The organism is Pseudocolwellia antarctica, from assembly GCF_049933045.1.
Classification (GTDB): domain Bacteria; phylum Pseudomonadota; class Gammaproteobacteria; order Enterobacterales; family Alteromonadaceae; genus Pseudocolwellia.
The window spans coordinates 2,034,457-2,056,644 of record NZ_CP187926.1 but is presented as its reverse complement, the minus strand read 5'-3'; the positions used below and the strand labels follow the sequence as shown (position 1 = coordinate 2,056,644).

Below are 22,188 nucleotides of genomic sequence, written 5' to 3'. Positions count from 1 at the left end.
ATACGTTTATAAATGATATTTATGTTAGACGACAGGAAAAAACATGTTGTTTTTTGGCGTTGCTATATGTGTTTTCTTTTTAGGGTATTTAGCCCAAACAACTGGCTTATGTATGGTCAGGGGTGTAAACGAGTGGAAGGCAGGCAATAAAGAGTTTTTATTAGCTATTATTTTCAGTGGCGTTCTGGCTTGGGTTGCCGCTTATTTCTCTCACCTTATAGATATAAAATTTAATTTTTGGACACACGCGTTAAGTGCTTGGTTTGTCTTAGGTGGTTTTATATTCGGTTTAGGCGCAGCACTAAATAAAAGTTGTGGAGTTTCTACATTAAGTCGATTATCTCGTGGTGATCTTCGAATGCTCGCTACTATTTTAGGCTGGTTAGTGGGATGGGTTATTCTTGCTTGTTGGCCTCCAAAAATAGAAGTGGTTAGAAGTTCTTTACCAGGCGAAATTAGTTACTTACCACTTATTATTATCACCTTAGCTATTTCTGTATGGGCATTATTAGGCGATAAAAAAAGAAAGAAACTCTGGTTTGGTATGATGGGTATTGGACTTCTGTCTGGGTTTATTTACTTATATCAACCTCGATGGCCACCCAGTACTTTATTGCAACAAATTAGTACAGCCCTGATTGAAGGAGGTGCAAGTAGTTGGCCTTCGTTAGAACAATATCTGTTTTTTGTTGCTCTGTTGTTAGGTATGTTTTTAGCCGCATGGAGAACAAAAAGGTTTAGTTTTATTCCGGCTAATTTTAAATACCTAGCGGAACATTTATTTGCTGGAACATTAATGGGGATAGGAGCATCTATAGCGATGGGAGGAAATAGCGTTCAGTTATTACTTGCATTACCGACATTATCACCTTCGGGATTTGGTGCTGTGGCTGGAATGTTATTAGGCATTTGGGGCGGGCACTATATAATAAAATGTTTTAAATGGAATTGATGAGTAGGAGTGATTTCTTACTACATTAAGCTTAATTTAATAGACTATTGATCTAAATAGTCATCTGTTTCTTTAGAACTTTCTCGAACGATTTATTAGTACATCGTTCGAGAAAACATATCATGTTTTTCTTCACATTATTTTTTCATTAGATTATGTTTGAAACCTGCATTATTTCTCAATGAAATCGGGTAGAATCAACAACCTAGTTCATCTTAATCACTCGCTATAATTTTATGAAAATACTGCACACCTCCGATTGGCATTTAGGGCAACACTTTTACGGAAAAAGTCGAGCTAAAGAACATCAACATTTTCTTCATTGGTTACTCAAACAAGTTAAAGACAATGAGATAGATGCCGTGATTGTGGCTGGTGATATTTTCGATACAGGCACTCCGCCAAGTTATGCGCGTGAAATGTATTTCGACTTTATTAGTCAAATGCATATTTTAAAATGTCAGCTTGTTATTTTAGCGGGTAATCACGATTCAGTTGCTATGTTAGGTGAATCTAAAACCTTACTAAAAAGTTTATCAACCACTGTTATACCAGCCGTTAGCGATAATATCGACGAGCAAGTTTTTACATTAAATAACAAACAGGGTGAAGCACAAGCCGTTATATGTGCTATTCCTTTTATTCGTCCGCGCGATGTTATTAAAAGTAGTGCAGGGCAATCAGCTTCTGAAAAACAGCAATCATTGCAACAAGCTATCAGTGGTCATTACCAAACCTTATTCGATCAAGCTCAAACATTATCGCAAGGTAAATATCCTATTATAGCGACAGGGCATTTAACTACCGTGGGTGTAACTACGTCTGAATCTGTGCGTGATATTTATATTGGTACACTCGAAGCCTTTCCAGCAAATGCTTTTCCTGATGCCGACTATATTGCTTTAGGGCATATTCATCGAGCACAAAAAGTCGCGAAAACCGAACATATTCGTTATTGCGGATCTCCTATTCCTTTAAGTTTTGATGAAACTAGTCAAACTAAACGCATTGTTATGGTTGAGTTTCTAACTTCTGATAAAGCTGATGGTTTTGAACGTGTTATTAATGAAATTGAAATACCATGCTTTCAGCCTTTAGTGACTTTAAAAACAAATTTAGAATCGTTGAACAAAGATATCGCTCCGTATTTATCTCTCGCCGAAACAAAAAATCCGACTGACAATACACAAGACTTAACCCCTGAACAAACCCTCAACCCAATAAAAATCTGGTTAGATATCGAAGTTAACAGCGCAGAATATTTACAAGATTTATCGGCTCGTATTGAAACCCTTATTGAAGATTTTCCAGTAGAAGTACTTCTGATCAGACGCAGTAAAAAATCGCGTGAATCAATGCCAAGTCATCAAAAGAAAATCACTCTAAATGAACTCTCGTTAGATGAAGTGTTTGAAAGTCGTTTAGCGAATGAAAACTGGGAAACAGAAGAACAAAAAGAACGTAAAACCCGTATTACCCATTTATTTCAACACGCCGTTGAACTAGCCAAAGAAGAACTGAATAGTAAAGTTGTGAAAAGTGTGGAGAAAGCGCAATGAGAATTTTAAGTTTACGCTTTCAAAATATTAACTCGTTAAAAGGCGAGTGGAAAATTGATTTCACCCAAAGCCCTTTTAAAGACAATGCTTTATTTGCTATTACAGGTCAAACTGGTGCAGGTAAAACTACGATTTTAGACGCGATATGTTTAGCCCTTTATCACCGAACTCCACGCTTAACGGTCTCTGATAATCAAAATCAATTAATGACGCGACATACAGCAACTTGTTTGGCTGAAGTTGAGTTTGAAGTAAAGGGTAAAGGTTACCGTGCTTTTTGGAGCCAACGTAAAGCCAAAGGTAAAGTCGATGGTAATTTACAAGCCGCGAAAGCTGAGTTAGCCACACTAGATGGCGAAATATTAGCTGAAAAACTACAAACCGTACGAACTGAAATTGCAAATATAACAGGTTTAGATTTCCCTCGATTTACAAAATCTATGATGTTATCGCAAGGAGACTTTGCTGCATTTTTAAATGCTCCAGCGAAAGACCGAGCTGAACTATTAGAAGAACTAACGGGCACAGAGATTTACGGTATTGTTTCTCAAAAAGTATTCGAACAACACAAAGCTGAAAACGATGCATTAAAGCTATTACAAGCACAGAGTAAGGGCGTTACGTTACTATCAGACGATGAAATATCGGCGATTGAAAAAGACATTCAAACCAGTAACAACAAAGAGTTTGTGCTTCAACAAGAATTCGCTTTGTCTCAACAAGCTAAAACGTGGGCAACTAGCTTTAACGAAACCACATTAAAATTAACAAAAGCCACTGATCTTTTTACTCAAAGTGAAGCAAAAGAAAAAAGCTCACAGCATGAATTAGCACAATTAAAAGCCTCAGAGCCTGCAGAGCGTTTACGCACATATCATGAATTAAAAGAACGTACTGTTAAACAATTTGTTGCGCAAAAAGCGGCTAGAGAAAAGCTAAAGCATCAACTCGCTTTTGCACAAAAAGACGCTAAGCATACTGAAAGCCAACTTGAGGATTTAAAAACACTTCAACAAAAAACAGAAGCTGAGCGAGTAGCAACTGAAAGTTTGATTGTTGAAAAAATTATCCCTCTTGATGGTGAAATAGCGCAAATTACTAAACAAGGTGAAAGTGTAAGTAAAAAGCTTGAAGAATTTGCTTTAACCCTTAATAAACAAAATAACGAACGTCAAACACATGAAAATCAAGTAACAGCTTTTAAAGAAAGTATTAGTGTTTCGTCACAGTTTATTGAAGAAAACTCATCATTAAGTACCTTGCCTGAAAAGCTTCCGTTATGGAAAAATCAATTTCAGCATATTAATAGCGTAAACAAAGCCATTGCAGAATTGACTCAACAGCAGAAAAATAATGTTGAGCAAGCAGAACTGTTTTTAGTACAAAAAGACAACCAAGTACAAACTAACCAGCAAGCGAATAATAAATACAATGAGGTTAGAACGAAGCTTGAACAAGTAATACAAAACAAATTCGAGTTACTACAACAAAACCCGAAAACACAAGAAGCGGTTACTAACAGCAATAATCCGATTGAAGAGGGTGAACAGCTTTTAAATGAAAGATTAGGTTTTTTACAAAACAACCAAAATGTTCAAGCGCAAATTATGCAATGTGCACAACGTTTTTCGGTGTTGCAACAAACTATTGAACAAGTACTTCAAAGCAAGCAAGGCTTTAAACAATCTATAAGTAATTTTGATGTTCAGTTAGTGCAATTAAGAATTGAATATAAAAATAAAAACCGACAATTTAAAGATGTTGAAACCATTTTAAATCAACAGAAAAAAATTGTAGAACTAACCGAACATCGTAATAATTTACAAGCAGGTGAAGCTTGTCCGTTATGTGGCTCGTTTGAACATCCAGCCATTGAACAGTATAAAAGTATTGAGCAAAACGAAACGCAAGCACGCTTTAATCAATTAAAAATCGCGGTAGAACAAGTTAAAGACAGTGGAACACAACTTAATTTAGAAAAAGCCAAAATCGAAACTAACTTATCCTCAGCTGAAAAAGATCTTGCTGATAAAGTAACAGAGCAAAATGCATTAATCGATCAATGGTCTAAACAACGCATGGCTATTGGCCTGATGTGTGAGCTAAAAGATTATCAAGTGATTGAGCAAACCCTTAATAATAACGATGCTGAATTACAACAAATAAGTCAGTTAGTTAATCAGCTTAATCAACTTACTCAGTCATTCAATTCAATTCAGAACGAATTACATACGTTAGAAAAACAGCAGCTTGAAGGTACGGGTGCGTTAACGGCTTTAGATAAAAAAATAGCTGATCACAGCGAAAATAAATCAGTACTTAATCAACAAATATCTCAACAAAACGACAACGTAAATCAAAGCTTACAAGCCTTGAGTGTCGACTTTAATTCAATAGGGTTAACATTGCCTGCGATTGAACAAGTAGAAGCTTGGTTAATCACACAATCAGAACAAGTATCTGTTTATCAACAACATGTGTTGCAAGTAAATCAAACAAAAGAACAACTGAGTGAATGCGAAAAGCAAATCGCTATAGTGAACGGCCAACAGCAGCAAACACAGCAAGAACTTACTCAGTTAACCACTCAAAAAGAAGCCTTGCTAGAAGAGTTTACAAAAGCTTCAGAGCAGAGAATATCTTTATTTGCAAAGCAAGCGGTTAGCCAAGTTAGAGGCGAGATCGCAGAGCAACGTAAGCTTGAGCAAGTTGCTTTTACTGAGTTACAAACTAAATATAATGACTTCGTTAAAAAGTTCCAGAGTATTGAAGGTGAATACAAAGCCAGTAATGAGCAATATGCGCTATTAGACATTGAACAAAAAGCAGCGATAGAAACCTTTGTATTAGCCCTTGAAAAAAGTATGTTTGAAGATGAAACCGCCTTCAAAAATGCGTTAATGACAGAAGAACAACGTAATACTTTAGTTGAGCTTAAAGAAATTTTACAGCGAGATAAGCAGCAGTCACAAATTTTAATGAGTCAACATAACGAAACATTAGAAGAGTTGAATAAACAAAAAGCTGAATTGCTAGAAAAAGGCATTAAAGACTTTGATAGTGAAAAAGTAGAACAAGAACTTGCACTATTAACTGAACAGTTGAAGCAAACCCAATTGTTACTGGGCCAAAAAACTGAGCATTTAACACAAGACAAAAAACTTAAAATTCAGCAACAAGCTTTATTAGACGAAATTATAGAGAAACAAAAAACTGTTGATGATTTAGCTCACTTAAATGGTTTAGTTGGTTCAAGAGATGGTGGTAAATTCAGAAGTTTCGCTCAAGGATTAACTCTTGCTCACTTGGTGTACTTAGCTAATCAACAACTCGTTAAGCTTCACGGACGTTATCAGTTACAGCGACAAGAGCAAGATACCTTAGCACTTGAAGTTATTGATACATGGCAAGCTGATACAGTGCGTGATACTAAAACGTTATCAGGCGGTGAAAGCTTCTTAGTAAGCTTAGCTTTAGCCTTAGCTTTGTCTGACTTAGTTAGCGCTAAAACAAGTATCGATTCACTGTTTTTAGATGAAGGTTTTGGCACGTTAGATAACGATACGTTAGAAATGGCGTTAGATGCTTTAGATAACTTAAATGCTAGTGGAAAAACCATAGGTGTTATCAGTCATATTGAAACACTTAAACAACGTATTGCCGTACAAATTGAAGTGAAGAAAGTTAGTGGTTTAGGTATCAGCGAATTAGATGATCAATTTAAGTTTTTACCCAATTAATATTACCAGAGGATTAATTGAGAGATTATTAATCGATGGACTATTAACTGATTTTGTTGAACAATCAATCAAGGTCAAATCGACATATAAACTAACGTACTTTACATGTCGATTTGAACCCGATTTTAATTGAGCTTAACTGAGTTAAGCTCAAATTAACTAAAGAAGCATAACTTCTTATTCATTCTTCTATCTCATTCTATAATTAAGGTAAAAATATGATCTTGTATGGCAGCTACACATCACCGTTTGTAAGACATTGTCGCATTGCTTTATTAAGCGCTAACATCGATTTTGAATTTGTTGATACCGACTATGCAAGTAGTAGTGAAAAGTCACCGGCAAAGAAAGTGCCTTTTTTACAAGATGGTGATTTAACGTTATCTGACTCAAGCAGTATTTTACTGCATATTAAACAAAAGAGTGGTCAAGCGGGCTTTGTTGATGTTGCAGACTTTGATTTATTTGCGCTAGCTAATACAGCGCTTGATTCCGAAATTAATTTATTTATTCTTGGCAACAGTGGTGTTACGCCTGAAAATAACGACTACATGTTACGCCAAAAAAACCGTGTAAATGCGTGTTTAGAAGAACTTAATACAATCATAAGTTCAACAACTATTGCTGAGCACAAATACTCTGACGGACAACTTCGCTTAGCGTGTTTCTTAGCTTGGGGTGTATTTCGTAAGCGTTTCTCACTAGAAGCGTTTTCAGCTTTAAATGAGTTTTTATCGACGATTCATACTTGGGAATTGTTTGATGCAACAAGCCCCGATAAAACTAGCTAGTTAAGTTGTAAGCTACACTTTAAAAACCTAAAAATCTAAAAAACGAATACAAGTTAATCTTGTGTTCGTTTTTTTGTATTTACCTAATGACTTACTGAGACAGGTGATCACTGCAATCAAATATGACTTTAACAGCTTACGTGACTTATATTGTTGTACTATATGAAAAGCTTATAAAATCCAATCCTGGGTTAGGGCTTTTAAAGCACGCATTTGAGTAATGTAAATAACGTAAGGCAATACTGTCTTTTCTACTTTTACCAAATTTATAAACTAAACCTAACCTGTCTTCAAATTGATAATGGGTACTTACATTTTTTCCTGCAAATTGCGTATCGTCGAGTAAAGATATACCTATACCAAACTCAGCATAAAGTGGATTGTTATAAGTGCTACTTATTTGATAACGTACTACTGGCGACATAGCTAAAACGAAGTTTGTATCATGTTTGTTTTCAGCACCATATTCCCAAAAGTTTATACTCGTTTCGAAGTAAAGATTTAGCTTTGAAGAAAACTGCTTTAAATAGTCGATATGTCGTTGATAAGCGATTTTAATACCGTCTACATCGCTTTCGCCATGAATATAATTCACAGCAATGACATTGCTATTTGCTTGTACTGTAGGTGATTGCAAACCTGTTGCTATAAGTAATGCCAAGATTGTTAATTTTATTGCTTTTAAGGTGTTCATTTTCTTTTTCTAATATGTAGGTAATTTCATTGTGGAAATTATATAAAGAGATATGAGTTTAAATACGTCTAAACGTCTCCATTTTGGAGCTAATCGTCCAGCAATACATGAAGGCTATAAATTATTAGTAGATATTTTTAGTAAATTTTTTTTAATATGTAAACAAGAGGGGAAATGACTAAAACTATATCAAAAACTGAAGTGCTTAATAATCGCCTATGAGTGTTCACATTATTGTAATAAAAGGCACACAGTACTTGTGATATTATAACGTATGTTATAGTATCACATTCAAATTATAGACCTTAAATTTACTGCTTTGATGAACCAATTCCTAAACTCATTAAATAAGATACAACGCATTAATACGCGTCAGGTTTTTGTACCTGCGTTATTAGTTTTTGCGATGCTATTTTCATTTATTAGTCATGGAGAGCATTACAATTTAGCTAAAGGTGATGTATCGAATATTGCTGCGGAACAACATTGTAGTTTATGCCAACAATATATCGACGATATTGATAATAATATAGGAATAAGCCAACAGTTTATCTCTCGTTATTCTGCATATGTACCACATGTTTACCCGGTTACCTTTCATGCAAACAATTCAGTAACACCTCCCTTAAGAGCACCTCCTGTTTACTCGTAGTTTCACTGTATAACTACAGTGACCATCATGTTTTTTTATATTTTCCATGTCAGTTTATGTGACATGTTAATACTAATTTTATAATTATTTGAGCAGTAATACGTGTTAAATCACGTAGTTCAAATTGAGCTTTAATGCCTATGGCTTTTGCTATTGTGTATTTCATCTCAGTTTTTATTTTAACAAACACAAAATATTATGAATTTGGTGCATTATTAATTTTCGAGTTCACAGGAACATCCAATGACATTTTTTAATAAACGTAGCGCAGCTTTTAAGTTGTCGTGTTGTACTATCGGTATGCTAGTTATACCTCAAACTTTCGCACAAACAATTTCAGGTAAAGTCATTAACTCGCGTGGCAAACCTGTGATTAATACTGAAATTAGTATTAATCACACTAACAAAAAAGTACTTACCGATGAACAAGGTGGCTTTGAGTTATTAAGTGTTGATGCGGGTGAATATGAGCTACATATTGCAGCCAAAAACTACAGTCATTCTTCAGAATATGTAAGTGTTAAAAGCGACAACGTATCTGACTTAGTTTTTACTTTAAATAATAGCGTTATGGAAAATATAGATGTTTATGCAACACCATTACATGCATCTTCCATTGAATCAGCACTGCCTATTAATGTTTTATCAAGTGATGAACTGCGATTAAAACAAGCTTCAACACTTGGCGATACTTTGAAAGGTGAGTTAGGTATTCATTCTAGCTATTATGGTCCAGTTTCAAGTAGTCCTATTATTCGTGGTTTAGATGGACCCCGTGTAATGATCACACAAAATGGTTTAGATGTAGGTGATGCATCACGTGTAGGACCAGACCATGTTGTTTCGGCTGATGCCAGTACCGCAACACAAATTGAAGTATTACGTGGTCCTGCGACCTTATTTTATGGAAGTGGAGCTATTGGTGGTGTAGTGAATGTTGTTGATAACAGAATACCAACAAACACTGACAATCAAGTAGATTACTTTGTTAAACATAATGATGTGGCTGACGAAAATGAAGCTTCTATTAACATTAATACAGGTGTTGATCTTGATAATGATGCAGCCGTTGCTTTTCATGTAGATGCTTTTTATCGTGAATCTAATGATTATAATCTACCTTCTTCTTTCAGTAATGAAGAAGAACATGAAGAAGAGGAAGATCACGAAGAAGAGCAATCTGATACTTTAGATAATTCATCTTCAAGAGCTAAAGGCTTCACTGTTGGCTCTAGCTATATTGTTGATAATGGCTTTATTGGGTTCTCTTACGGTTATTTAGATCGTAAATATGGAATACCTGGCCATGAACACCATGAAGAAGAAGGTGAAGACGATCACGAAGAAGAAGAGCATGAGGAAGAAGAAGTTTTTAGCCAGGTTGAACAAGACAGATACCAAATTCTTAGTGATTTAACTTTTGATAATAAATGGGTACATCGTCTTACAAGTAAATTAGCTTATACCGACTATATGCATCAAGAAATTGAAGATGGTGAAATAGGCACTACCTTTAAAAATAAAATGTTTGAATCGCGTTTCGACCTTTACCATTCACCAATCAATGATTGGAAAGGTGCTCTGACTTTTCATTATAAAACATCAGATTTTGAAGCCATTGGCGAAGAAGCATTCACACCTCCTTCCGATACAACTATGTTGGCTTTAGCTTGGTTAGAAGAAAAACATTTTGATGATGTATTAATACAAGTGGGAGCAAGAGTAGAGCATGTTAATCTTGAAGCTGGTTCATTAGACAATACTCTTGAACTAACAGATGATTTGAGTGATCAATCTTTTACACCTGTAAGTACTTCTTTAGGCGTAGTGTGGAATTATACGCAAGGGTATAACCTAGGTGTATCTTTTGGTTATTCTCAACGCGCACCTTCAGCGAGCGAAGTCTTCTCAAATGGCGCACATATAGGAACAAGTACTTATGAACTTGGCGCTTTATATCAAGTAAATGAAGCAAGTGGTCAAGTTGAATTATCTGGCAATGACATTGACCTTGAAACAAGCTTAAGCGCTGATTTAACCTTCAGAAAATTTGAAGGAAACTTAGGTATTGTTGTTAGTGCTTTTTATAATCGTATAGATGATTACTACTATCAACGTAATACAGGTTTGACTAGTGAGATCTTTGAAGAAGATGATCATGATGAAGAGGGACATGATCATGAAGATGATGCCTACCCAATCTATGCATACGAGCAGTCAGACGTAGATTTATACGGAATTGAATCAGAATTGATTTATCAAGTAACGCCTAACTTTACAGCTAAAGTTTTTGGTGATTATATTCGCGCTAAGTTAACTTCAGGTGACAACTTACCAAGAATCCCACCACTACGTTTAGGTTCTGAATTTAGTTATACGGGTGAGAAATTCTCAGCAACACTAACTGCACAGCGTTATTTTGATCAAAACAAAATTGCTGAAAATGAAACATCTACTGACGGTTACAGCATGATAGATGCAAACGTTAATTATTATGTAGATGGTATAGGTAATGATTTTGTTGTGTTCTTAAAAGCCGATAACATTACAGATGAAGATGCGAGAGTGCATTCATCATTCCTAAAAGATAGTGTTCCTTTGCCAGGCAGAGGTTTTAGCTTTGGGGTAAGAGGAAGCTTTTAACTTTTAATTGTTAGCATTGAATTTGAGTTTAAGAATTGGATTAATGTAAACGAATATAAATACGATATAAAAAAGCTCAAAACCATAAAGTTATTATGTGTTTTGAGCCTTTTTTGTTTCTAATTAAATAACTGTCTTGTAAAAATAACGATTAAGCTTTTTCTAGCGCCTGTTCAATATCGGCGATAATGTCGTCAATATCTTCAATACCAACGGAAATACGCACTAAGTCTTCAGAAACTCCTGCAGACTTAAGCTCTTCAGCATTTAATTGACGATGTGTTGTTGATGCAGGGTGACAAGCTAAAGATTTAGCATCACCAATGTTTACTAAACGTAAGATCATTTCTAGTGCATCAATAAAACGACCGCCAGCCTCGCTACCACCTTTAATACCAAAACTTAAAATACCTGAAGATTTCCCGCTTGTGATCTTATGACATAAGTCGTTATATGGGCTGGTAGGTAATGCTGCGTAATTTACCCAATTTATTTTGTCATGATTTTTTAAATAGTTAGCTACTTTTAAAGCGTTCTCACAATGACGTTCCATACGTAAACAGAGGGTTTCTAAACCTTGCATAATTAAAAATGCACTGTGCGGAGAAAGAGCTGCACCAGTATTTCTTAGAGGTACAACACGACAACGACCAATATAAGCTGCTGCGCCTAAAGCTTCGGTGTAAACCACGTTATGATATGAAGGATCAGGTTCATTCAACATAGGAAAACGTTCTTTGTTAGCAACCCAATCGAATTTACCTGAATCGACAATAATGCCGCCAATACTTGTACCATGGCCGCCAATATATTTAGTTAGAGAATGAATAACAATATGAGCACCAAGCTCAATAGGACGACACAATACAGGGCTAGCAACCGTGTTATCAACAATAAGCGGTACGCCATGTTTATTCGCTATTTTAGCTAAAGCTTCTAAATCAACAATGTTACCTGCAGGATTACCAATTGATTCACAGAAAATAGCACGCGTGTTGTCGTCAATTAAGTTTTCAAATGCAGCTAAATCGTCAGCAGAAGCAAATTTAACATTTACCCCTTGTCTAGGAAGTGTATGAGCAAAAAGGTTATAAGTACCGCCGTATAGCTGGCTAGTACTTATAATGTTATCGCCCACTGAAGTAATCGCCTGAATAGCATAAGTAATCGCCGCCATGCCTGAAGCTACAGCTAATCCTGCTAAACCACCTTCCATCGCTGATACACGTTGTTCGAGTACATCCGTTGTCGGATTCATAATGCGTGTATAAATATTGCCTGGTACTTTTAAATCAAACAAATCAGCGCCATGCTGAGTGTTATCAAAAGTGTAAGAGGTGGTTTGATAAATAGGAGTAGTGGCTGCTTTTGTAGTGGCTTCAGACTCATATCCATGATGTAAAGCTAAGGAGGCTAACTTCATTATATATTCCATTTTTAGTTATAATAAATAGGGGATATATTTATAGCACTTATTCAAAGCTTGTTAAATTATTGTTCTATTTTTATGAAGATGTTTTTGGAATATATTAAGAACAATATCTGAGCTGAATTTTATTCTATATCGTATTGGCGTATTCTTTACATTGTTTTAGTAACGTCAAAAAGTCACCTAATTTTCTGTCAAATCCACTATCAGGTAGAAACAGGTGGTAGCCATAAACCTGATGTAATTGTTCGGTTCTAAAAAGCCAAGCGGCGATAGGGCCTTTGTAAACTTTATTATTTAAGGTGAAAGGTTCAAAGCTAATAAGACCGCTTTCTAGTTTTATCTCGTTATTTCTTACTGCTAGTATCAATAACTCTCGTTGCTCATGGATTAATTTATTTGCTAATCGAGGTGAAATGTTATCAGCGATGAGAGCCATATCTTTAAGCTTTATGCCGATGTAAGGTAAGTTGATGTTTTCGAAAATAGTATTGGCACTCGGTTGACCAAGGCGAACAATACTTTCCCAGTTTAGCTGCCAGTTTCCATTTCTATGATAAAGGCAGAGTTGCTGGCGTGTTAGTTTATAACTAACTTCAGGCTCAGAATATTTTAATATGCCTGTTAATAACACAATACTGCAGGTTAAAAATAACAACATTAATTGAATTTTATATTCGTCCCAGAACAGCAAGTTAATAAACATACTGATAAAAATTAATAACACGCCTAAAAAGATAAGAAAAAGTCCGTTATTCTTAGTTTTAGGTTTAATGGTTATTTGTTCTTCTACTGGGTTTTGCAAAAAACTAACCTCATACGTTAATCATAAAACATTGCTACAGTGTGTTATTCACAGAGTATTTGTTACGGGTATTAGTCATACAACATGAGTTACGGAATGTTAATTTCACAATCAGAGTATTCATACTTTATGTTAAGTTTATAACTCTTGAATAAATACTAAGTTGTGGCTTGAATTTTTTAGCACAATACCTTGTTTAAAAAGCAGTCGATGAAGCTTTTTTTGATAAGTTACTTCCTGGCTTTTCGCTTGAACTAAGTTTGTATCTTTATCAAAAGTACAATGCATTAATAAGCTGTTAGGAAAATTATCATATTTAACGACATAGTTAATATCAACGAAGCCCGCTAATTCTTCTGCCAACAATATTTTCATTTTTTCAATCGTCGCAATTAATCTATTTTCAAGCTTTTGAGTTGTTTTAGAGTGTTTCATTATTTAGGTTCTTCGAGTTATTTGATATTAATTTATAAATGATGTGTATCAGGAGATATAACCATAAGTTTATAGGTTAAGTTGTTATAAAGCTTGAATCATTTTCTTTATTTTAACGGCTTTTTCAAAGTGATCTAGTTTCTCTGTCATAATCCACCAAGTTGCGACTTCCATGAGTAATTGTGGCTCTGAATTTTTATTTTTGAAAAAAGCATAGAATGACAAGCCGACATTATCACCTTTTTGTTTGATTTTTTGATCACACACATCAATAATTTTTTCTTTAATAGATTCATTCATAAGGGTTATTTTCTCGATATAGTGTTTGTAAAAGGTTTTATTTTTTCATCATCACCGCTAATAATAATATATTCAATAAAAACAATTGTATTTAAAAGAATATGTATTTATTCGTGATAAATACTTTTAAAAAAGCAGCAATAACATGTAAATACTGGTAAACTCCGATGCCATATTTAGACCTAAATACGTCAGAAATACTATCTGTAAAAGGTTTGAAGTAAACCGTTTTAGTTTAATGCTAATTCATATATTCCTAAAAGCCATAAGAAATGTATTAATATAATTATCCGTTATATTTTTATCTGGTATCTTAGTGGGTAAATATGTGTAGTTAGTTTATGTGACAGTTATTCCATTTACATCCCATTATATTCACTCGCGGTATATTCGGATGTAAGAAATGTAATGAAACTCGATAAAATTATTTCTCTGGAGAAAACATGAAATCAAAATCAGATATAGGTGTTGTTGGCCTAGCAGTTATGGGCGAAAACTTAATCCTTAATATGGCAAGTAAAGGGTTTACTGTAACAGCATTTAACCGTTCATATAATAAAGTGGAAAACTTTATTAATGGTCGTGCTAAAGATAAAAGTATTCGCGGTGCTGATTCAGTTGAAAGCTTAGTTGCTTCATTAGAAACTCCTCGTAAAGTTATGCTTATGGTTAAGTCTGGGCAACCAGTAGATGATTTTATTGAAACACTTATTCCTCTTTTAGATAAAGGCGACATCATCATTGATGGCGGTAACAGCCAATTTGAAGATTCAAACCGTCGTACACATTACTTACGTGAAAAAGGTCTTCTTTACATCGGAACAGGTGTTTCTGGTGGTGAAGAAGGTGCTTTATTAGGCCCATCAATTATGCCTGGTGGCGCTAAAGAAGCATGGGAACATGTTAAGCCTATCTTCCAAGGTATATCAGCTAAAGTTGCAGACGAAAATGGCGACTTAACGGTTCCATGTTGTGATTGGGTTGGTGATGACGGTGCAGGCCATTTTGTGAAAATGGTTCATAACGGTATCGAATACGGCGATATGCAACTTATTTGTGAAGCTTACATTTTAATGCGTGACTTACTTGGTATGTCTGCTGATGAAATGCAAGCCGTGTTTGCTGATTGGAACAAAACAGAATTAAGCAGCTACTTAGTAGAAATTACTGCTGACATTTTAGCGTATAAAGAAGACGGTAAAGCATTAGTTGAAAGCATTCTTGATACTGCTGGCCAAAAAGGTACAGGTAAGTGGACAGGTGTTACAGCCTTACATTTAGGTGTTCCATTAACATTAATTGGCGAAGCAGTATTTGCTCGTTGTTTATCAGCAATTAAAGAAGAACGTGTTCAAGCATCTTCTGTTATTTCTGGCCCAACGCCAGTATTTAATGGTGATAAAACCGCATTTATTGAAAGCTTAAAACAAGCATTATTAGCATCTAAAATTGTTTCTTATGCTCAAGGTTATGCAGTAATGCGTGAAGCAGCTAAAGAATACAAGTGGGAATTAGATTGTGGCGCTATCGCTCTTATGTGGCGTGGTGGTTGTATTATCCGTTCAGTATTCTTAGATAACATCAAAACAGCTTTTGATAAAAACGAAAACTTATCAAACTTATTGCTTGATGATTACTTCAACGGCGTTGTAAGTAATGCACAGCAAGGCTGGCGTGAAGTTGTAGCTACGGCTGCAATGCAAGGTATTTCAGTACCTTGTTTGTCATCAGCACTTAGCTACTTTGATGGTTACCGTACGGCTAACTCTCCTGCGAACTTATTACAAGCGCAACGTGATTACTTTGGTGCTCACACTTACGAGCGTACAGATAAGGCACGTGGTGAATTTTTCCATACAAACTGGACAGGTAGAGGTGGTGACACTTCTTCAACAACTTACGACGTATAATTACCTTGCTAATCGTTGAAATCTGTTTGTATAAAAGCTGAGTTTATCTCAGCTTTTTTGTGCCTAAAAGTTATTTATATAGGTGTTTTAATCAAACAGAATTGAATGTTATCTTATACAAAACGGATTAATTTATTGCTCACTTAGCGAGAATTTAAAGGCTTAGAGGCACAGGTTCATAGTTCCAGACTGAACCTAAGCACCTACATCCATGTAGGCGAGGCATTGATTGAAGAGAATGGTTATTCTCGGTAACTGCTCCTGCGTTACCCTAATGTCCTACATCCATGTAGGAACCTTGTCAAAATCAATAACGCGGCATATGAGCCTTTAAATTCTCGCCCTTCGGGAGCTCATTAGCAAACTGATAACATCACAAAATTAAAAAAATATAGAATAACTATGTTTAATCAATTTTTCTTGTTCTAAGCTTGCTAATGTAGCTCTAAGTTGCTCAATAAATTAATCCGCTTGGTATTACAATTAAAAGCTTAAATTACATTCGATAAAATGAATTTTATGCTATATTCAATTTATGGTACTTAGAGTATTTTACCCATGGAATTAAACCTTTTAGACATCATTAAGCTAGGTCGAAAATACATCAGCCTTTGGCCTGAGCGTATTGAACTCGCCCAATACTTTAAAGATTATCGAACCGTTCAAATAGCACGTTTTACTTGTAAGTATTTACCTGCAATGGCGGTTTTCGTTTTTATTATGCAATTGTATTTTGGCGGTTATGAATTATTACCGCAGGCTTTAGTGTACGGATTATTTATTTTAAGCATGCCTGTACAAGCTTTGGTTGTTTCAGGTGTAAAAGCCGATAAATTTTTACCTCCTGCTTTAGCTTCTTGGTATAAAGAGGGTGTAGCTAAGTTTAATCAAAGTGGTGGCGACATTAAGCTTTCGGTGAACAAACCTCGTTATATTGACTTAGCTCAACTACTCAATATTACCTATCGAAGTATGCCAATAAAGTAGCTAGTTTTTATTAAGATATTAAAATCTATTGAATGAGCCCATAATCCGTTATGGGCTTTTTTGTTTTTATAAATGTATTTAATAATCTACTAACTAATCTGAGCTCGACTTAATATATTCTTCTCTAACAGCTACTTTTACTTGCTTCATCGTTAAATTTATTTGCAGTAGGCTAGCTATTGACGCGAAACTTACCTCGAAGAAAGAAAAACTATCAAGCTAGAGTATAAGTTAAATTTTATTAGTAATAATTTCAATGAATTAAAAACATCTTAAACCGTGTTCAGGTTAACTAAACCTGAAATAGCAATAATGCTAACAATAGACTAGAAGATAAGGACATATGAGCACTGTAATCGTTATTTTAGGGCACCTAAATGATGAACAGGGAAACTTGTCGGCTATCGCAAAGTTAAGGTGTGATATGGCTTTGACTGCTTCGTGTTTGTTGAAGAAAATACATGACGTTAAAATATTATGTACAGGTGGGTTCGGTGAAAGTTTCAATACAACGCGAACTTCACATGGTCAGCATCTTAAAAATTATCTCAGGAATAAAGGTGTGTCAAAATCAGTATTTATAGATGTGGCGTTAAGTACTTATACGTTTGAAGATGCGCTTTTGTCTAAACCCCTACTAGAAAAAAACCTAATAAATCAAGTGGTGTTAGTGACGTCTGATTTTCATATGGAACGTGCGAAGTTAGTATTTGAACATGTTATGCCTAATAGTAAGTTCGCATACGCTGAAGCGATAACATGTATTGGTGAGTCGGTATCACAACAAGAACTAACACGTTTAATAGAACATGAAAAACAGGCAATTAAACGTGATAGGAATTGTTGTTAAAATAGTTTATGACTTAACATGTAGAATCTACAGATTAGATCTTTTGATATAACCTAATTTGAAAATCTGCTTGGCAAGAAAAGCTTTGTTTGCTTTTAAGCTCTTCAATAACGTCAGTTGAAGCTTTGAACGCAAATGGCGTCATGGACAGTAAGTTAAGAATGTCGTCAGACTGAGTGAAGTCCATCGTGTAATTTAACTTTTCTTCACTCACTAAGGTCAAATGTTCAATAGGATCTTTTGACGTATCGTGTTCTTTAGCATCAATATAAATTAACGACTTCAATTCTATCAAATGCTTTTCTGCAGGCGTTACTGTAAGTAAATAACCTCCATTTTGTAACACACGACTAAATTCATTTTCTAAAATCGGTGCATAAATAGAATTTATAAACCCTATCGAACTATCAGCAAAAGGTAAGTGAGACAGAGTTCCTACACTGAAGTTACAATCTTTATAACGCTTAGCTGCAATTTTTACTGCCGATTTAGAAATATCGATACCGTAAACTTGATTTTTGTCGCTTTTATATTGATGAGTATAAAAACCTTCACCACAGCCAGCATCAAACACGGGTAGGGTGCTTGTTGCATATTGATGATACAAAGCCATTAACTTGTCGATTAACGGCTGGTAATAACCATTATCTAAAAATGATCTACGTGCATTTACCATATCAGCATTATCGCCTGGCGATTTAGAGTGCTTATGCTGAACAGGTAAAAGGTTTACGTAACCTTCTTTCGCTTCATCAAAACAATGGTTTTTACTGCATCGATAGGTTTTGCCCGTTAGTAATAAGTTTTCATTACATAAAGGGCAAAGGTAATCCGCTGTGGGTTTGTTATGGGTCATGTTTATTTATAGTTACTCGAATGTTGACCAAATAGGCGCATGATCAGATGGTTTTTCTATGCCACGTAATTCGTAATCTATATCAGATTCAACACAAGTTTTAGCTAGCTCAGGTGTTGCTAAAACAACATCTATGCGTAAACCTCGGTTATCAGGAAAACCTTTTGAGCGGTAATCAAACCACGAGTATCTTTCTTCACGCGTAGGATGTAGTTCTCTAAAGGTGTCTTTAAAGCCCCAATCCATTAATGTTTTAAGCCATTCACGCTCTTCTGGTTGGAAGCTACATTTACCTGTTTGTAACCAACGTTTTTGATTTGGCGCGCCTATACCAATATCTAAATCGGTAGGTGATATATTAATATCGCCCATCACTACAACATTTTCATCAGGCGTGTGATGTTCATTTAGGTAAGTCATTAAATCTTTATAAAATTGACGTTTGTACGGGTATTTAGTTTCGTGCGAAATGTTGTCGCCTTGTGGGAAATAACCATTTAGTACAGTTACTTTCTCACCTTTTTCATTGGTGGTAGTCACCATGATCATTCTTTTTTGCGCTTCTTCGTCATCAGTAGGAAAACCTTTTTGCACGCTATCTGCAGGTTTTTTACATAACATAGCAACGCCGTAATGGGCTTTTTGACCATGAAAATAAACTGAATATCCCATGGCTTCTACATCGGCTAACGGAAAAGCTTCATCATGAACTTTAATTTCTTGTAAACCGATAATGTCAGGTTGATGCTTGTCGATAATAGCTTGTAATTGATGTAAACGCGCGCGAAGGCCATTGATATTAAAAGAGATGATTTTCATGAATTTTACCCATAGTTAACTTGGCGATAATGCTAACAGAAGTGGCAAATAGAGTGAATGTAAAAGTGCCTGTTTATAGATAATTATTGTAAATAGTCATTTAAGCGAAAAGGGGAGTTACATGATGAACGCCCCTTTATTTATATAATGTAATACTTAATGATTAAAGATAATTTAACCTGAACTAGGTTTAAGATGTTTTTAATTCATTGAAATTATTACTCATAAAATTTAACGATGAAGCAAGTAAAAGTAGCTGTTAGAGAATAATATATTAAGCCGATCTCAGGTTATTTAAACTCTTAGGGCTTTCTCGCCACGAGCGATACCCACACAGCCTGAACGAACAGATTCTATGATTTCAGTTTCGTTGCCTAAAGTCTCAATAAAAGCATTAATCTTGTCTGCGTTACCTGTTAACTGAATAGTATAAGTTTGCTTACCGATATCAATAATAGAACCTCTAAAAATATCAGTAATACGTTTAACTTCAGTTCGCGACTTATCGTTCATAGCTAATACTTTTATTAATATTAGTTCGCGCTCAACGTGTTCACGATCTGTTAAGTCAGTCACTTTTATTACGTCAATAAGCTTATTGACTTGTTTAAGTATTTGCTCAAGCACTTTATCATCGCCACGTGTAGCTATGGTGATACGTGATAGTGAAGCATCTTCAGTTGGAGCAACGGTTAAGCTTTCAATGTTAAAAGCACGTTGTGAAAAAAGGCCAACAATTCGTGATAATGAACCTGGTTCGTTTTCTAATAATATTGCTAGGATACGACGCATTATGCTTTAACTCCTTTTTTCAGCCACATTTCATCTATTGCACCTGTTTTAATTTGCATTGGGTAAACATGCTCTAGTTCATCAACTAATACATCAACAAACACTAAACGATTTTTGATAGCAAAAGCTTCTTCAAGTTTTAAATCAAGCTCAGCTAATTCATTAATTTCGATGCCTACGTGACCATAAGCTTCAGCTATTTTAATAAAGTTAGGTAGTGACTCCATGTAAGATGATGAATGTCGACCGCCATAAACCATGTCTTGCCATTGTCTTACCATACCTAATGAACGATTATTTAAAGTAACAATGACTACAGGTAAGTTGTACTGCAAACAGGTTGAAAGCTCTTGAATGTTCATTTGAATAGAACCATCACCTGTGATGCAGATTACGTGCTTATCTGGAAAGGCTAATTTAACACCCATAGCTGCAGGTAAACCAAAGCCCATGGTGCCTAAGCCACCTGAGTTGATCCATTGTCGTGGTTTTGCAAACGGGTAATATTGCGCGGCAAACATTTGATGTTGACCTACATCAGAACATACATAAGCTTCACCATTAGTTATGCGGTACATAGATTCAACCACATGTTGCGGTTTGATCTTTGCGCCTTTTTCTTCAGGTACATAACTAAAGCTTTTCGCGGCACGCCATTCGTTTATTTGTGCCCACCATGCTTTTAAAGCGTCTTCATCAGGTTGGTAATTGGTTTCTTTTAATTCATCAAGTAACTGTTGAATAACAATATCCACTAAACCAACAATAGGTACATGAGCGTTTATAGTTTTAGAGATTGACGTTGGGTCTATATCAACATGAATTATTTTTGCATTTGGGCAGAATTTTTTAACATTATTCGTAACGCGATCATCAAAGCGAGCTCCTAACGCTAAAATAACATCAGCATTCGCCATGGTTTTGTTAGCTTCTAAGCTACCGTGCATACCTAACATACCGATAAAGTTCTCATGAACGCCTGAAATGCCGCCCAAACCCATTAAGGTATTTGTGATAGGAGCTTTTAAGGTTTCTACTAACTCGGTAAGTAGGTCGGCAGCATTCGCTATAACAATTCCTCCACCTGAATAAACGACTAATTTTTTAGCTTCTGAAATCAGTTTAGCGGCTTTTTTTATTTGTTTAGGATGACCTGTAACCGTAGGGTTATATGAACGCATGTCGACGTTAATATTGATTGAGTATTTCGCTTTCTTTTCAGGAATTAATAAGTCTTTAGGTAATTCAATAACAACAGGGCCAGGGCGACCTGAATTAGCAATATAAAAGGCTTTAGCAATAATATTAGGGATTTCTTCAATCTTACGACAGTTAAAGCTATGTTTAACGATAGGTCGCGAACAACCAATAATATCGGTTTCTTGGAATGCATCATCGCCAATTAATGTTGTAGCAACTTGACCCGCTAAAACAACCATAGGGATTGAATCCATATAAGCCGTCGCAATACCTGTAACACAGTTGGTAGCGCCAGGTCCTGATGTTGCTAGTACCACACCAACTTCACCTGTTGCTCGTGTGTAACCGTCTGCCATATGTGTTGCGGCTTGTTCATGGCGTACTAGGATATGTTCGAAGTCATCTTGTTGAAAGATAGCATCGTAAATATCGAGTACTGAGCCACCTGGATAACCAAATACATATTTAACATCAAGTGCAGATAGCGCTTTAACTACCATTTCAGCACCTGTATATAGCTCTGTTGTCATATTATTGCCCTTTGTCTGATGTTACATTTGAAAAGTTATAAATAATAAAAAACCCTCGGTCTAAGTAAGAGCGAGGGTTTAATAATAGTGTGGTTTATTCATTATATTTTTTACACTAAAAATCCTCGCGATGGTCTGACAACCATAACGACTACGAGGACAACATTGTGTAATTTTTTTAATAACATAATTGTGTTTTTTTATTTGGCGTTAATTATTTTAAACGCGTGTTATTGGAATAAAC

Annotated in this window: 18 protein-coding genes; 9 read left to right on the top strand and 9 right to left on the bottom strand. The window is 35.3% G+C overall.

Features of this window, described 5'->3' with window-relative positions:
• Positions 1-43: 43 nt before the first annotated feature.
• The 4 genes from ACPUVN_RS08910 (at position 44) to ACPUVN_RS08895 (ending at position 7,042) form a co-directional block, all read left to right on the top strand.
• A complete protein-coding gene (locus ACPUVN_RS08910; RefSeq protein ID WP_426356966.1) occupies positions 44-952 on the top strand; it encodes a YeeE/YedE thiosulfate transporter family protein in 909 nt (302 codons plus the stop codon).
• A gap of 236 nt (positions 953-1,188) precedes the next feature.
• The gene (sbcD, locus tag ACPUVN_RS08905; protein ID WP_426356967.1) at positions 1,189-2,511 is read left to right on the top strand and encodes an exonuclease subunit SbcD; all 1,323 of its coding nucleotides are present in this window, start codon (positions 1,189-1,191) and stop codon (positions 2,509-2,511) included.
• Entirely contained in the window at positions 2,508-6,251 is a 3,744-nt protein-coding gene (locus tag ACPUVN_RS08900) for an AAA family ATPase (RefSeq protein WP_426370483.1), read from the top strand. Before sbcD ends, ACPUVN_RS08900 begins: the two co-directional genes overlap by 4 nt.
• A 218-nt stretch (positions 6,252-6,469) precedes the next feature.
• On the top strand, positions 6,470-7,042 hold the full coding sequence (locus ACPUVN_RS08895) for a glutathione S-transferase family protein (protein WP_426356970.1): 573 nt from the start codon (positions 6,470-6,472) through the stop codon (positions 7,040-7,042).
• 145 nt (positions 7,043-7,187) lie between these two features.
• On the opposite strand, the gene ACPUVN_RS08890 is transcribed toward ACPUVN_RS08895, so the two are convergent.
• Positions 7,188-7,736 carry an acyloxyacyl hydrolase gene (locus ACPUVN_RS08890; RefSeq protein WP_426370482.1) on the bottom strand — a complete coding sequence of 183 codons (549 nt, stop codon included), beginning with the start codon at positions 7,734-7,736 and terminating at the stop codon, positions 7,188-7,190.
• A 322-nt stretch (positions 7,737-8,058) separates the two neighbouring features.
• Here ACPUVN_RS08890 and ACPUVN_RS08885 point away from each other — a divergent pair, with 322 nt between their 5' ends.
• Complete coding sequence (locus ACPUVN_RS08885) at positions 8,059-8,388, top strand: hypothetical protein (RefSeq protein ID WP_426370481.1); 330 nt, start codon at positions 8,059-8,061, stop codon at positions 8,386-8,388.
• A gap of 243 nt (positions 8,389-8,631) precedes the next feature.
• On the top strand, positions 8,632-11,031 hold the full coding sequence (locus ACPUVN_RS08880; protein WP_426370480.1) for a TonB-dependent receptor: 2,400 nt from the start codon (positions 8,632-8,634) through the stop codon (positions 11,029-11,031).
• 151 nt (positions 11,032-11,182) lie between these two features.
• Here ACPUVN_RS08880 and ACPUVN_RS08875 read toward each other — a convergent pair whose 3' ends face one another.
• The 4 genes from ACPUVN_RS08875 to ACPUVN_RS08860 all read right to left on the bottom strand — a co-directional run bounded on the left by ACPUVN_RS08875 (position 11,183) and on the right by ACPUVN_RS08860 (position 14,000).
• Positions 11,183-12,454, bottom strand: coding sequence for an O-acetylhomoserine aminocarboxypropyltransferase/cysteine synthase family protein (locus ACPUVN_RS08875; protein WP_426370479.1), 1,272 nt, complete (start codon positions 12,452-12,454; stop codon positions 11,183-11,185).
• Between the two features lie 136 nt (positions 12,455-12,590).
• The gene (locus tag ACPUVN_RS08870; protein ID WP_426370478.1) at positions 12,591-13,265 is read right to left on the bottom strand and encodes a DUF2982 domain-containing protein; all 675 of its coding nucleotides are present in this window, start codon (positions 13,263-13,265) and stop codon (positions 12,591-12,593) included.
• 138 nt (positions 13,266-13,403) lie between these two features.
• Complete coding sequence (locus tag ACPUVN_RS08865) at positions 13,404-13,700, bottom strand: hypothetical protein (RefSeq protein ID WP_426356975.1); 297 nt, start codon at positions 13,698-13,700, stop codon at positions 13,404-13,406.
• 84 nt (positions 13,701-13,784) lie between these two features.
• On the bottom strand, positions 13,785-14,000 hold the full coding sequence (locus ACPUVN_RS08860) for a DUF6500 family protein (RefSeq protein ID WP_426356976.1): 216 nt from the start codon (positions 13,998-14,000) through the stop codon (positions 13,785-13,787).
• Positions 14,001-14,443: 443 nt separating this feature from the next.
• On the opposite strand from ACPUVN_RS08860, the gene gnd reads away from it, so the two are divergent.
• From gnd to ACPUVN_RS08845, 3 genes are all read left to right on the top strand, one after another.
• Positions 14,444-15,910, top strand: a complete 1,467-nt coding sequence (gene gnd, locus ACPUVN_RS08855) for a decarboxylating NADP(+)-dependent phosphogluconate dehydrogenase (protein ID WP_426370477.1) — start codon at positions 14,444-14,446, stop codon at positions 15,908-15,910.
• Positions 15,911-16,468: 558 nt separating this feature from the next.
• The gene (yfbV, locus tag ACPUVN_RS08850) at positions 16,469-16,897 is read left to right on the top strand and encodes a terminus macrodomain insulation protein YfbV (RefSeq protein ID WP_426356978.1); all 429 of its coding nucleotides are present in this window, start codon (positions 16,469-16,471) and stop codon (positions 16,895-16,897) included.
• A 343-nt stretch (positions 16,898-17,240) separates the two neighbouring features.
• On the top strand, positions 17,241-17,747 hold the full coding sequence (locus tag ACPUVN_RS08845; protein ID WP_426370476.1) for a YdcF family protein: 507 nt from the start codon (positions 17,241-17,243) through the stop codon (positions 17,745-17,747).
• Positions 17,748-17,781: 34 nt separating this feature from the next.
• Here ACPUVN_RS08845 and rlmA read toward each other — a convergent pair whose 3' ends face one another.
• From rlmA to ACPUVN_RS08825, 4 genes are all read right to left on the bottom strand, one after another.
• The gene (gene rlmA / locus ACPUVN_RS08840; RefSeq protein ID WP_426356980.1) at positions 17,782-18,603 is read right to left on the bottom strand and encodes a 23S rRNA (guanine(745)-N(1))-methyltransferase; all 822 of its coding nucleotides are present in this window, start codon (positions 18,601-18,603) and stop codon (positions 17,782-17,784) included.
• Between the two features lie 12 nt (positions 18,604-18,615).
• Entirely contained in the window at positions 18,616-19,422 is an 807-nt protein-coding gene (xthA, locus tag ACPUVN_RS08835; protein ID WP_426356981.1) for an exodeoxyribonuclease III, read from the bottom strand.
• A gap of 294 nt (positions 19,423-19,716) precedes the next feature.
• Positions 19,717-20,214, bottom strand: a complete 498-nt coding sequence (gene ilvN, locus ACPUVN_RS08830) for an acetolactate synthase small subunit (protein WP_426370475.1) — start codon at positions 20,212-20,214, stop codon at positions 19,717-19,719.
• On the bottom strand, positions 20,214-21,944 hold the full coding sequence (locus tag ACPUVN_RS08825) for an acetolactate synthase 3 large subunit (protein ID WP_426356985.1): 1,731 nt from the start codon (positions 21,942-21,944) through the stop codon (positions 20,214-20,216). Before ACPUVN_RS08825 ends, ilvN begins: the two co-directional genes overlap by 1 nt.
• Between the last annotated feature and the right edge of the window lie 244 nt (positions 21,945-22,188).